An 11,671-nucleotide genomic window follows, 5' to 3' on the forward strand; every position below is an offset into this window, starting at 1 on the left:
GGGAGGGTGAGGGGCAAGCCGGTCACTCCTCGATGCGCAGCAGGCCCATCCGCGCGCCCGCCTTGAGAAAGGCCTCGGCGCTGTGGACGGGAACGTCGCGGCCGGTGCGCTCGCGGATCTGCCGCGCCGCGCGCCGCATGAAGGCGCCCAGCGGCATCTGCGGCTCGCCGCACGAATCGCGCATCCCCCGGACGATCTCGTCCCAGCTGCCCTGGAAGATGGAGCCCTCGGCCGTGCGCACGCGGTGCATGGACGGCAGCGCGGCGTCGGGCGAGGGCGGGCCCAGGATCTTCATCATGAAGTCCATCTGGGCCGACAGCTCCAGCGCGGCCTGCGCCTGCTCGTCGACCGCGCCCTCGAACGAGGCTTCCACCTCGGCCAGCAGGTGGTCGATGTCGTCGGGCTCGGCGTCGAACTCGGCCAGGCGCTCCTTCCACGGCGCGAACCAGGGGTCGCCCTCGGCCACGCCGTCCAGCTGCATCTTCAGCTCCACGTAGCGCCACACGGAGAGCGTGTCCCAGTGCTCGGCCGGGGGCACCTGCTCCAGCTCGGTGAGCGCGCCGCGCAGGTCGCCGCGGTCGTGAAGCAGGTGCGACAGGTAGATGCGCGCCTCGTGAAGGTCCGCGTCCAGCCGCGTCGCCCGGCGCAGCTCGCGGCGGGCGCCCAGGTCGTCGCCCAGCGCGTGAAGCGTGTAGCCGCGCGCCGCCGCCAGCTCGGCATTGTCGGCGTGCGTCGTCGACAGCGCGGCGAAGCGCGCCCGGGCGTCGGTGAACAGCCCCTCACGATAGAGCGCCCGGCCCACGGTAAGGCCCAGCTCCAGGTCGTCGCCCAACCCCATCTCGTCGATCTGCCCGAAGCAGCTGAGCGCTTCCTCCACCCGGCCGAACTTCAGCAGGGTTTCGCCCAGCCCCACCCAGGCGTCCTCGTACTCCGAGTCCAGCTCCAGGGCCGATTCGAAGCACTGCCGCGCCCATGCGTACTCTTCGCGGGCAATGCGCGTGTAGCCCAGCCCCACGTGCAGGAGCACGGAGTCGGGATACTGCGCAATGCCCTCGCGAAGCACGCCCAGCGCCTCGTCGTAGTCGCCGGCGTCGTAGTGCTTGTGCGCCAGCTCGTCGTACTCTTCGGAGCTGAGATATGAGGTTCCCATTCAGCCTTTGCCCTGGTCAATCCATCAGGCGGGAAATGGGGCACGGACCCGGAGCGGGCCGTGGGGAACGGCGGGCGGGATCGCCCGGACAAATATACACTGGAACAGCCCCGGCATCCAAGCCCTTGCGCGGCCTTGCGGGTGTGGGGGCCGCCGGTCAGATTGATGCCGCTGCACAACCGCTACGGATCGACAACGGGGGACGATGTTCGACTGGCTGCGGCGCCGCCGCCTGAGCAACGAGGCCAAGCGCAAGCTGCTGATCGCCGCCGCGCGGGCGGAAGAGGCGATCGTGGAGACGCACGTGGCCAACGTGCTGGAGCTCATGGCGCTTCTGGGCACCGAGGTGGACGTGGACCGTGGGCTCGAGCTGTACCACGAGATGCTTCCCATGGACGAGCACATCTCGGCGACGGTCACCAACCGCGTGCTTGCGCGCTACGATTCGCCGGGCGTTCCCCCGGCGCCGGGCCGCCGCTTCGAGAACGTGTTCCGCGACGGGGGCCGCTGACGGCCACCTTTTCCGTCACGGGCACGCCTGAATCTCGCAGGCTTCGCGCCCCGGCCAAACCAGAGCCGCCGACCGTGTGACCCATGCAACGCCGCCCTCCCGGGGCGGCGTTCTTCGTTCCCTTTTTCCCGAACCCCGGCGCTGCCGCCGGTCGGTGGACATACACTCGACAGCCGTTCGGGTGCCCCTCCCCCGGCCCCTCCCCGCACAAACTGCGTGCGGAGAGGGGGGAACTTCGATCGGGGTTCGACTGGACCCGGTGCAGACCGCGAGGCCCCCCATCCCCAGCCCTTCCCCCGCAAACTGCGCGGGGGAAGGGAGCCAGTGCCGTGCGTCGGACCGGCCTCTTCGCACAACCCTGTCATCCTGAGCCCCAGGCGCACCGGACCAGCCCGTACAACATGCCTCGCGGGGCGAGGGATCTAGCCTGGGGCACTTCCCCGCCCGGGCGCGGCAGCGGGCACCCGTGCAGAGGCCGCGACCTTAGGGCGATTCGAAGCGGGCCGGCGCATTCCCCGGCTGCCCTCTCCCCCGGCCCCTCTCCCGCAAGCGGGAGAGGGGAGAATTCGATCGCGCTTCGGCAGGTACGGCGCACATCCAAGAGAGTGGACGCGTGTCAGCGCGACCGAGTGAGGAAGTCCGCGAAGGCGGACTTTGGGCCCTTGTTGCCGCGACTTCAGTCGCCCCAGCACAGCTCGGGGGCGATCCGACCATGGGCCGCGGCTCAGGGCTTCGTGCCGCTGCCGCGCCCAGGCTGGTTCGTGGTTCAGGCTAGATCCTTCGGCCCGCATGGTGGCGGCGTAAGGGCAGGTTTGGTGCGCTCGGGCCTCTGGATGACAGACGCTAGGCGCGCACCAGAATGCAACTCGCGCGAAGGCCAGCCAGTCCGCGAAGGCGGACTTCGTGTGGTTGTTGCAGCGAATTCATTCGCCCGGCGAGGCGTGGTCTTTCGTCCGGGCTGGCTCGGTGCGCTCGGGCCTCTGGATAACAGAATCTTGGGCGAGTCACAGATCGTCGGCCGACGCGCGGGTCACCGCACCACCCGGCCAATCAGCTCCGCGGCGCGCTCCAGGCAGTCGATCTCGGCAGGGTTCAAAGCGCGCAGGCGCTCGGCCAGGGAGTGCACGCGCCGGGCGCGGCCCTCGTGCAGAATCCGCCGCCCCTCGTCCGTGGCTCGCAGCACGATCGCGCGGCCGTCGTCGGGGTGCGGCTCGCGCGTCAGCAGTCCGTGCGCCTCCAGGTTGCGCACGATGCGCGTCATCGACGGCGGACGAACCTGCTCCGCGGACGCCAGCTCCCCCAGCGACATCGGCCCGCCGAACACCAGCACTGAGAGCGCCGACAGGTGCGGCGCCGACAGCCCCGACCCGTCGTCCTCGCGGCGAAGGCGGCGCAGCAGGTGAATGCTCGCCGAGTGCAGCCGGTCCGCCAGCTGCTCCACCCGCCCGTCCGTGTCTCTTGCGCTCGTCGCGTCCATGCATCACAATATGCTTAGGAAGGCTAACGAAGCAAGTTCTGTCGATCAACCACGGACGGGAGCGGACACCATGAGCTTTGCGCAGCTGGCGGAGGTGGTGAAGGCGGGTGATGCGGAGGCGCTCCGCGCCCTGCTCCAGGGGGACGGTCACGCGGCACACGCTCGCGGAGACGATGGAGAAAGCCCGTTGCTGATGGCGCTGTACCACGGGCGGCGAGACCTGGCCGAGATGCTGGTGGCACACGGCCGCCAGCCGGACGGGTTCGAAGCCGCGGCCATGGGCGACGTGGCACGCGTGCAGGCGCTGCTGGATGAAGACGAGGGGCTGCTGACCCGCTACACGCACGACGGGTGGACGGTGCTGCACTACGCGGGCTTCTTCGGCCACCTGCCGCTGCTGCGCCTGCTGCTGGAGCACGGCGCCGATCCGCACGCCATCTCCCGCAACGGAATGAGCAACACGCCGCTGCACGCCGCGCTCGCCGGACCGCTGCCGCTGGAAGGCGTCCGCCTGCTCCTGGATGCCGGCGCGGATCCCAACGCACGCCAGCACGGGGGATTCGTGGCGCTGCACTCGGCGGCGCAGCGCGGGGCCATCGACCTGATCGACGTGCTGCTGGACGCCGACGCCGACGTCAACGCCGCCACGGACGACGGACGCACCGCCATCGACTTCGCCGAGGAGAAGGGGCACGCCGCCGCCATGGAGCACCTGCGCAGCCGCGGTGCCGACGAGCCCTCCGCCACTCCCGGCGATTGACGGGGTACGACGGCCCTCGGTAGTGTTGCCGGTCGCCAGGAACAGCAGTCCATCGCGGGAATCGCCATGCAGGTACGCACCGTTCTTCTCGTTCCGCTGATCGCCCTCGCCGCCGCCTGCACACCGCGGCAGCCGCCAGCGCCGCGCCCCACCATCTTCATCCCCGCCGCGCCGGTGGAAGACAACGCCGAAATGGCGTCTCGCGCCCTGATGTCGTGGGAAGAGGGCGTTGTCCTTGGCCGCCAGGCGCGCTGGGGCGAGGCGTCGGAGGCGTACCGGCGCGCGGCGGAGCTGGATCCTGGCGAGGTGCGATATCACATGGCCCTGGCCGACGCGCTGCTGCAGGGCGGGCGCGAGTGGGAATCGGCGGACGCGCTGATGGCTGGCATCCGCGCCGAGGAGGCGAAGCCCAACCCCAACCACCGCGTGCTGGGGGTGGATTACGAGCGGCTGATCCGCCTGCTCACCCGCCTCAACCGACTGGACGAGGCTCGCACCGCGCGCGCGCGGCAGGAGCACCATCGAAGGCTGCGGGACGCGGCCCCGCCGAGGGAATAGTGCGGGAGTACGAGGTAAGGCAGTGCTTCTTGAGCGGAGGGGACGGCAATGGGGCCGTCCCCTCCTTCGTTCTAGTCGTACGCTTCGGGGGTGCGAATCACTGGGTCAGAAAGACACCGACACGGCGGCCATGCCCCCGCGGGACAGGTCCGGGGAAAGGTGAAGCCGGACCTGCTCTCGCCGGGGCTCCTCCCGCTCGGGCATTCCGATGATGCCGCCGACGATCGCACCCGCAGCGCCCCCAACCGCACCACCCAGGAACAAGGAAAGCACGGTGTACTCGTCACGGGGGCCGCTCGTCGTGAACGCGTAGTTCATCCCGGCGAAGCCGACCCCGCCGACCAGTGCTCCGATAGCAAAACCTGTGAGCGCTCCCTTCCCGTGATCCCGACGTTCTTCGTCCCGCTTTGCTGGAGCGAACGAAACGGACGGGTCCGCGGACACGATGGCCGCACCTGGAAGCGTGGCCAAGGCCGCGAGAGGGGGCGTGACAGGTGACGTGCCGAGGTCCTGTGCCTTTGCCGTCTGGACCGACGGCAACAGCAAGCACATGAGAAGCATTACGACTGCTCGCATGAAGTCTCCTGGGATGCAGTGGGTAATCGGTGGATGGACGTGGTCCAAGCCTCGGCTCGCTGCCGAACGCAGAGCGGTGAGGTCAGCGCCTCGGCGCCGAGTCAACGTGGGCCACCGTCCCCTCTCGTGTTCAGCCACGAACGGCGTTGCCTTCGAACGAGGTCTGATACGTCTGGAACTCGCACCCGGGACGCACCGGGACCAGGAGGAGTGCGGGAAGGCGATCTCCCGTTCCCGCTTCGGTGAACAGCGGCGTTCCCTGGTACTCGCCCGCACGCTCCACCTCCCATACGCCGAACACGCGCGGCCGGCCGTACTTGATGTACCGGTACCCGCGGAAGGGGATGGGCTCGTTCAGGATCATCCACGGGGCGGATGCCGCGTACCCGGGCGCGTCGGGCGGAAACACCTCGGCGTAGGGCCGGCCGTTCACCGTCGTGTCGCCCGTGCGCGTGTTGTAGCGGACTTCTACCTCTCGCAGGTTCCCGTTTTGCAGCACGCAGACGCGCAGTTCATGCCTCGTGTACGGGTTCACAGGCAACCGGAGAACAGAATCCGCCTGTGCACGGACCGGCGGCTCGGGTTCAGGCCGCGGCTCAGCCGCTTGACTGCGGGTACACGCCATCGCCGCAATGCCGAGCGCGACGACCACCAAGTGCCTTTGCCGCGGATTCATTCATCCCGCGCCCGGAGCGGGGGACGATCCGAACGCCTCGTCCGTCTTCGCGGCCATGACGAAGTCGTTGCGATGCAGGCCCCGGATCTTGTGCGTCCACCATCCGACGGTGACGCGCCCCCACTCCGTCAACAGCGCGGGATGATGGTCTTCGTCCTCCGCGATGGCGCCTACACGATTGGTGAACTCCAGCGCGCTCGCGAAGTCGGGGAAGGTGAACACGCGCTCCAGCCGCGGGATTCCGCCGGGCTCCACGATGGTCCACTCGGGGATCTGCGGGTGGAGTTCGGCGATCTCGTCGGCGGTAACGGTGGGCGCGCCCTTGCGGCACGGCTCGCAGGTGCGGGTTTTCAGCGGGTCCATCGGGTGCCTTCCGTGAGATGAGGAGGAACGGATTCGGTGTGGCCGCGGCGGTGGGGCGCGGCCGGGGTGTGTGGCGGATCCCTCAGTCGCTGCCGTCTTCGGTGTGCGGGCAGGTTGGCCTTGGCCGCTCCATCGGGATGACATCGCGCGCGAGCCTCGCCCGATCCACGTACCGTCAGCCTTCCCAGGGCTGGGAGTCGGCGAGGTGCTGGCGGAGGGCTTCGTCGCTCAGGGCTGCCAGTTCGCGCTCTGCGTCGCGGACCGTTTCGGAGGCCAGCAGCGAGGTGCGGTTCTCGTTGTCCGTCCGCAGCGAGAACATCAGCAGGGCCGTGCCGTACGACCCGCGGCCGATCGCCACGTCCCACGCGCGGCCCCGTTCGTCGGTGATGGTTCGCATTCAGGTGGCGGCGAGCGACTTCTCGATCAGCCCGCGCAATTCCTCGTCCGTGGCGTGAACCGGGCCCACCTTCTTCCACAGCAGCGTTCCGTCGCTGCCGATCAGAAAGGTGTTGGGCACGCCGACCATGCTGAACTGGCTGGTGACGTCGCCGCTGGGGTCCAGCCATACGTCGAACGACACGCCGTACTCCTGCATGAACTCGCGGACGGCCTGCTGCTCGCTCGCCTGGTCGATGCTGACGCCGACGACGCGCAGCCCCTTGGGGCCGTACTCGCGGTGCAGCGCCTCCAGCGCGGGGATCTCCTGCTGGCAGGGGCCGCACCAGGTGGCCCACACGTTCAGCAGCACGGGCCGGCCTTGCAGGTCCGCGAGCGACGTGCGGTCGCCATCCAGCACCTGCGCCACGTACGGCGGAACCGGCTTGCCCACCGCCACCGCCCCCGCCGGCGCGTCGCCGCAGGCCGTCAGGAGCACGACGGCCGCGGACAGCACCTTCATCATCCGCATCACGTCCCTCAATCCACGGGGAGCGGCATGCGCGCCGCGTTCACGGTGGACGGCTCGCCCGCGGCCGTCCACGCCATCACCAGCTCGTTCCCCGCACGCACTATGCGCGGAAATCCGCTGGACCGCGTGGCGCTCGACGCGGTGACCGTCCGCGGCGCACCCAGCTTGCCATCCGCCCCCACCCGCCGCACCCGCACCTCGACGCCCTTCCCCGCCGCGCGCTCCATCCAGCTCACCAGCGCGGCCCCGCCGTCCAGCATCAGCACGTCCACGCGGCCCTCGGGGTTGCCGCCGTCCACGCGCACCGGCGGGCCGAAGGTGGCGCCCGCGTCGCCGGAGAAGGCCACCTTCACCTGCTGGCTGTCGCGCGCCGCGGTGTACCAGGCCACGGCGACGCGGTTACCGTCCGCCGCCGCCTGCGGGCCGTTGACGGGGCAGGCGTCGATCTTCCACCCGTCGGCGTGCACGGGCCGTCCCTCCGTCCACGCGCCGTTGACCATCCGCGTGTAGTAGATGTCGCGGATTTCGCCCGGCGAGCGGTCGCGGTACACCACCAGGGGACCGCTGGACGTCATCGTCGCGCCCGTCTGGCAGCAGTCGCAGACGCGACCGTCGATCTCCCGCTCCGGCGCGGCCCGCCCGTCGTGCGCAATGGTGGTGTACTGCAGCGTCATCTCGTTCCCCGGCGCGTGCTCCTTAGCCGACGCGCCGTACTTGCGGCCGTCCAGCCACACCATCCCGACGGAATCGCCCTGCTGCCACATCGACACGAACCCGTGCTCGCTGGCCGTGGCGTCGCGGTGGGGCACGAGTCCCTGGCTCCACGTGGCCCCGCCGTCGCCGGAGACGGCCACGCGCACGTCGTAGGCGTACTTGCCGCTGCCGCTCTTCTGCAGCCAGTGCGCCGCCATCCGCCCGCCGGGCAGCGGCGCCAGCGAGGGGAAGTCCGCCCAGTTGACGAACCAGTCCCTGCCCTGCGCGATGGTGCGCGGCGTGGACCAGCCGCCGCCCTCCAGCACGGAGAAGCGCAGGGCGTGCGTGCTGTCGGGGCCCGGCTCGATCCACGACATGTACACGCGCCCGTCCGGCGCCACGCTCAGGTTGGGCTCGCCGCTCCCCGGCGCGGCCGGCGCGGGAATCACCTGTACCCGGACGGTGGATTCCACCGGCTTCGCGTCGTCGCCGGAGCCGCCGCAGGCCGCGAGGGCGATGGCGAGGAGCACGGGGAGGGATGGATGAGCACGCATGCGAAAACCTCAGTCGGGGTTGTCGACGGCCAGGTCGAAGCCGTGGAACGCGCGGGCCACCATCCAGGTGGTAACCCAGCAGGCCGCCAGAACCACCAGCACCGAGGCGGATACGCCGCCCGCGCGGCCCGCCAGCATCCGTCCGGGCACCGCCGCGAGCAGCGCCGCGCCCACGACGACTGTCAGCAGCATGAACTTGCTGAGCATCTTCAGGAACAGGCGTCCCGAAAACGAGTTCTGCTCCGTGCCGGCCGGCGTCACCCGGGTGGGGAACAGCAGGAAGAGCCAGTTCTCCAGCCCCACGCAAATCCACGAGATGGGCCCTGCCAGCAGCATGGCCAGGATCAGCATCATCGGGCGGACGTGCCACCGCACCGAGATTGCCGTGCCCACCAGCAGGAGCAGGCTGGCCAGCGTCAGGATCGCCGCGGGGGTGAACACCTGCGCGACGGCCACCGCCCCCGGCCGCAGCGGCAGCGAGCGCAGGAAAGGGATGCGCTCGGCGTCGCGGCGGAAGTCCAGGTTCAGCGAGCCGCTTCCAAACATGGCGAACACGGCCACCATCACCACCAGGGCGACCCCCAGCGGACGCGGGGTGGACGCGTAGTCGCTCGTCCACGGCAGGACGATGCTGTAAAAGAACGCCAGCCCGGCGGAGAACGCCAGTCCCAGCAGCGGCCGGGGCGCGCGGCCCAGCTCGTACACGTGCCGGCGCGCCAGGGGTGCCGCGGTGCCCAGGAACCCGAACGAGGGCACGGGGATGCGGCGGTGGGTGACCCGTCCCCCGCGACCGCGCACCCGCTGCCACTGCGCCACCTTGCGCGCGCTGAGCGAAAGCGAAGCCTCGCGAAAATCCACCGGCAGCAGCGCCGCCGCGCTGAAGGTGACGGCGATCACGCCCATAGAGGCGGCGGACCAGAGGACCAGCTCCACCAGCCCTTCCGCCGCGAACGCGCGGGCGAACGGCTGCAGCGGCAGCGACAACGCCCGCAGCGGCGCCGACGCCAGCACTTCGCCCATGGCGTCGCCCAGGCCCACGGCGCGGGCGCGGAGGTACAGCAGAACGACGAGCGCCGCCGCGCCGGCGTAGAACGCGGGCTTGAGCGCCTTTACCGCGCCAGGCGCGCGCTGCGCCACGGCCATCTTCGCCAGCGCGGCCAGCAGCCCCGCCACGTTGATGAAGGTGATCGCCAGGATTGCGGTAGAGAGCGCCGCCGCCGGCAACGGCGCGCTCCGCATTCCGATGGTCCCCACCCACAGCCCGGAGAGCAGCTGCAGCCAGGCGCGGCTGGCGAGCTGGTACGCCAGCAGCTCGCGCCGGCCCACCGGGGCGGCAAACAGGTGCTGCACCTCGGCCGGCCAGAAGAACGGCGCCTCGGAATTCACCACCGCCCACCCCAGAAGCGCCATCAGCACCAGGGTGAACCCGGCCGCCGCGTCCCCGGGCGAGGTGGGGCTCTCGTCCAGCACCAGCGCGACCACCTGGCTGCCGACGAGGGCAGTCATCAGCAAAAAGCCGAACACGGTGGTGAGAAAGCCGCGCGCGGTGCGCATCCGCCGCCCCGTCCGGCGAAGGACACCCCGGAAGCCGGCCCGCGCCAGGTACCGGAGGCCAGGGTTCATTCCGGCGCCGCGGGCGGGGGCAGGTAGTCCTCGGTAACGTAGAAGAAGATGTCTTCCAGGGAAGCGCCCGGCCCCAGCTCGACCGCGTACCGCTCGCGCAGCTCGTCGCGCGAGCCGTGGAAGAGCAGCTGCCCCTGCCGCAGGATGAGGAACGAGGTGCACAATCCCTCGATCTGCCCCAGCAGGTGCGACGACAGCACCACCGCCGCGCCCGCCGCCGCGCGCCTGCGCAGGGTGTCGTACAGGGTGCGGATGCCGCGCGGGTCCAGCCCGGTCAGCGGCTCGTCCAGCAGCAGGGCGGCGGGATCGTGAAGGAGCGCGCAGGCGACGGCCACCTTCTGCCGCATGCCGCGCGAAAGCTCGTCGGCCATGCTGTCGCGGCGGTCCGCCAGCTCCAGCTCGGCCAGCAGCCGCTCGGCCGCGGGGTGCCAGTCGCGGACGCCGTACACGCGGGCGGTGAAGTCCAGGTGCTCCCACACCGTCAGGCTGGCGAACAGGTGGGGCTCGTCGGGGATCAGGGCCAGGCGGCGCTTGGCTTCCATCGCCTGCCGCTCCACGTGGAACCCGCCGATGGAGACGTGGCCGCTCGTCGGAGGATGGATGCCGCAGATGGCGCGAAGGGTCGTGGTCTTCCCCGCCCCGTTCGGCCCCACGAGGCCCAGGATCTCTCCGCCCCGCACCTGGAAGCTGAGATCGGCGACGGCCACGCGGCCGTCGTACACCTTGCGAAGCTGCTGGACGTCGATCATCGCGCGGCGGGGCGGCCGCCGGGATTCCACTGGGGACGCGCGCCATCCGCCAGGGTGCGCACGGCGTGGATGGCGGCGTCGATCACGCGCGTCATGTGGGCGTAGTCCAGCGTCTCGGGCTCGTCGCTCGGCTGGTGGTAGTCGCGATGGATGCCGAACGACGACAGCACGTGGGCGGGCACGCCCATCCGCGCGAACGGCGTGTTGTCGCTTCGCTCGAAGAAGTTTTGCGCGGGCCGGGGATCTACGACGATGGGCACTCCCGCGGCGGAGAGCAGTGCGCCCATGGTGGAACGGTCGAACCCCGTCAGCCAGCCGCGGCCGTGGCCGCCAGCCAGCGAGTCCGGCCGGCCGATCATCTCCACGAACAGCCCCGCGACGGTGCTGTCCAGCGGCACGACGGGCTCGCGCAGGTAGTGCCGCGTTCCCAGCATTCCCACCTCCTCGCCGGTGGCGAAGAAGAGGATGACGGTGCGCCGGGGCGGCGCCTTCGCCAGGGCGCGCGCCACCTCGAGCACGGCCACGGTGCCGCTGGCATCGTCGTCCGCGCCGTTGTAGATGCTGTCCCCATCCACCGCCCGCCCGATGCCCACGTGGTCGTAGTGGGCGCCCACGATGACGGCCTCGCCCCCCAGCGACGGGTCCGTCCCCGGCACCCGCGCGACGACGTTGAATGCCTGCCGCACCTGCTCGGGGCGCAGGCGCGCCAGCTCGTCGGCGGTGGCCAGCCGCAGCCGGCCGCCGGGCCCGTCCGCGGCCACGGGCACCGTTTGAAAGTACCCGAAGTCCCCCGCGGGCTGCACGCCCAGCGCCTGCAGCCGCGCGGCGAGGTAGACGGCCGCGCGCATTCCGCCCCGCGTGCCGGTGCCGCGCCCCTCCATGCTGTCCGCGGCCAGGTCGTACAGCGCACGCCGCACATCATCTTCCCGCACCGTGCCCGCGCGCACCGGCGCCTGCTGCTGCACGGGCGCGGGTTCGGGCCCCGCGGCGGGGGCACACGCGGACACCGAGAGCAGGACTACGGCGTTGAGCGCGTGAAGACGGCGGATGAGGGGCATCGGGTCCACGGGGATG

The 11,671-nt window shown here is 70.8% G+C and carries 14 protein-coding genes; 3 read left to right on the plus strand and 11 right to left on the minus strand.

Features of this window, described 5'->3' with window-relative positions; all coding sequences use genetic code 11:
• Positions 1 to 22: 22 nt before the first annotated feature.
• Entirely contained in the window at positions 23 to 1,150 is a 1,128-nt protein-coding gene (locus tag VF632_RS03105; RefSeq protein ID WP_331021381.1) for a tetratricopeptide repeat protein, read from the minus strand.
• 205 nt (positions 1,151 to 1,355) lie between these two features.
• Between VF632_RS03105 and VF632_RS03110 the strand changes: the two genes are divergently transcribed.
• Positions 1,356 to 1,661, plus strand: a complete 306-nt coding sequence (locus VF632_RS03110; RefSeq protein ID WP_331021382.1) for a hypothetical protein — start codon at positions 1,356 to 1,358, stop codon at positions 1,659 to 1,661.
• 1,030 nt (positions 1,662 to 2,691) lie between these two features.
• On the opposite strand, the gene VF632_RS03115 is transcribed toward VF632_RS03110, so the two are convergent.
• Entirely contained in the window at positions 2,692 to 3,138 is a 447-nt protein-coding gene (locus VF632_RS03115; protein WP_331021383.1) for a MarR family transcriptional regulator, read from the minus strand.
• A gap of 70 nt (positions 3,139 to 3,208) precedes the next feature.
• Between VF632_RS03115 and VF632_RS03120 the strand changes: the two genes are divergently transcribed.
• Positions 3,209 to 3,898 carry an ankyrin repeat domain-containing protein gene (locus VF632_RS03120; protein WP_331021384.1) on the plus strand — a complete coding sequence of 230 codons (690 nt, stop codon included), beginning with the start codon at positions 3,209 to 3,211 and terminating at the stop codon, positions 3,896 to 3,898.
• 66 nt (positions 3,899 to 3,964) lie between these two features.
• Entirely contained in the window at positions 3,965 to 4,456 is a 492-nt protein-coding gene (locus VF632_RS03125) for a hypothetical protein (RefSeq protein WP_331021385.1), read from the plus strand.
• A gap of 105 nt (positions 4,457 to 4,561) precedes the next feature.
• Here the strand turns inward: VF632_RS03125 and VF632_RS03130 are convergent, their stop codons facing one another.
• The 9 genes from VF632_RS03130 to VF632_RS03170 all read right to left on the minus strand — a co-directional run bounded on the left by VF632_RS03130 (position 4,562) and on the right by VF632_RS03170 (position 11,655).
• On the minus strand, positions 4,562 to 5,032 hold the full coding sequence (locus VF632_RS03130; RefSeq protein WP_331021386.1) for a hypothetical protein: 471 nt from the start codon (positions 5,030 to 5,032) through the stop codon (positions 4,562 to 4,564).
• A gap of 130 nt (positions 5,033 to 5,162) precedes the next feature.
• Positions 5,163 to 5,531: a hypothetical protein gene (locus tag VF632_RS03135; RefSeq protein ID WP_331021387.1), complete on the minus strand. Its 369-nt coding sequence runs from the start codon at positions 5,529 to 5,531 to the stop codon at positions 5,163 to 5,165.
• Between the two features lie 177 nt (positions 5,532 to 5,708).
• Positions 5,709 to 6,071 (minus strand): 4a-hydroxytetrahydrobiopterin dehydratase, encoded by a 363-nt coding sequence (locus tag VF632_RS03140; RefSeq protein ID WP_331021388.1) that lies wholly within the window; start codon positions 6,069 to 6,071, stop codon positions 5,709 to 5,711.
• A 175-nt stretch (positions 6,072 to 6,246) separates the two neighbouring features.
• Positions 6,247 to 6,468 (minus strand): hypothetical protein, encoded by a 222-nt coding sequence (locus tag VF632_RS03145; protein ID WP_331021389.1) that lies wholly within the window; start codon positions 6,466 to 6,468, stop codon positions 6,247 to 6,249.
• A complete protein-coding gene (locus VF632_RS03150; RefSeq protein WP_331021390.1) occupies positions 6,469 to 6,978 on the minus strand; it encodes a TlpA disulfide reductase family protein in 510 nt (169 codons plus the stop codon).
• A gap of 8 nt (positions 6,979 to 6,986) precedes the next feature.
• A complete protein-coding gene (locus tag VF632_RS03155) occupies positions 6,987 to 8,225 on the minus strand; it encodes a sialidase family protein (protein WP_331021391.1) in 1,239 nt (412 codons plus the stop codon).
• Positions 8,226 to 8,234: 9 nt separating this feature from the next.
• Positions 8,235 to 9,848 (minus strand): putative ABC exporter domain-containing protein, encoded by a 1,614-nt coding sequence (locus VF632_RS03160; RefSeq protein WP_331021392.1) that lies wholly within the window; start codon positions 9,846 to 9,848, stop codon positions 8,235 to 8,237.
• A complete protein-coding gene (locus VF632_RS03165; RefSeq protein WP_331021393.1) occupies positions 9,845 to 10,597 on the minus strand; it encodes an ABC transporter ATP-binding protein in 753 nt (250 codons plus the stop codon). Before VF632_RS03165 ends, VF632_RS03160 begins: the two co-directional genes overlap by 4 nt.
• A complete protein-coding gene (locus VF632_RS03170) occupies positions 10,594 to 11,655 on the minus strand; it encodes a M20/M25/M40 family metallo-hydrolase (protein ID WP_331021394.1) in 1,062 nt (353 codons plus the stop codon). The genes VF632_RS03165 and VF632_RS03170 overlap by 4 nt, the downstream gene beginning before the upstream one ends.
• Positions 11,656 to 11,671 lie beyond the last annotated feature (16 nt).

The sequence above is a fragment of the Longimicrobium sp. genome (genome assembly GCF_036388275.1).
Lineage (GTDB): Bacteria > Gemmatimonadota > Gemmatimonadetes > Longimicrobiales > Longimicrobiaceae > Longimicrobium.

Coding starts and splice junctions, on each gene's coding strand:
- VF632_RS03110 (WP_331021382.1), top strand. CDS start 1,356: ATGTTCGACTGGCTGCGGCGCCGCCGCCTGAGCAACGAGGCCAAGCGC.
- VF632_RS03115 (WP_331021383.1), bottom strand. CDS start 3,138: ATGGACGCGACGAGCGCAAGAGACACGGACGGGCGGGTGGAGCAGCTG.
- VF632_RS03125 (WP_331021385.1), top strand. CDS start 3,965: ATGCAGGTACGCACCGTTCTTCTCGTTCCGCTGATCGCCCTCGCCGCC.
- VF632_RS03130 (WP_331021386.1), bottom strand. CDS start 5,032: ATGCGAGCAGTCGTAATGCTTCTCATGTGCTTGCTGTTGCCGTCGGTC.
- VF632_RS03160 (WP_331021392.1), bottom strand. CDS start 9,848: ATGAACCCTGGCCTCCGGTACCTGGCGCGGGCCGGCTTCCGGGGTGTC.
- VF632_RS03170 (WP_331021394.1), bottom strand. CDS start 11,655: ATGCCCCTCATCCGCCGTCTTCACGCGCTCAACGCCGTAGTCCTGCTC.
- VF632_RS03140 (WP_331021388.1), bottom strand. CDS start 6,071: ATGGACCCGCTGAAAACCCGCACCTGCGAGCCGTGCCGCAAGGGCGCG.
- VF632_RS03105 (WP_331021381.1), bottom strand. CDS start 1,150: ATGGGAACCTCATATCTCAGCTCCGAAGAGTACGACGAGCTGGCGCAC.
- VF632_RS03155 (WP_331021391.1), bottom strand. CDS start 8,225: ATGCGTGCTCATCCATCCCTCCCCGTGCTCCTCGCCATCGCCCTCGCG.
- VF632_RS03145 (WP_331021389.1), bottom strand. CDS start 6,468: ATGCGAACCATCACCGACGAACGGGGCCGCGCGTGGGACGTGGCGATC.
- VF632_RS03165 (WP_331021393.1), bottom strand. CDS start 10,597: ATGATCGACGTCCAGCAGCTTCGCAAGGTGTACGACGGCCGCGTGGCC.
- VF632_RS03150 (WP_331021390.1), bottom strand. CDS start 6,978: ATGCGGATGATGAAGGTGCTGTCCGCGGCCGTCGTGCTCCTGACGGCC.
- VF632_RS03120 (WP_331021384.1), top strand. CDS start 3,209: ATGAGCTTTGCGCAGCTGGCGGAGGTGGTGAAGGCGGGTGATGCGGAG.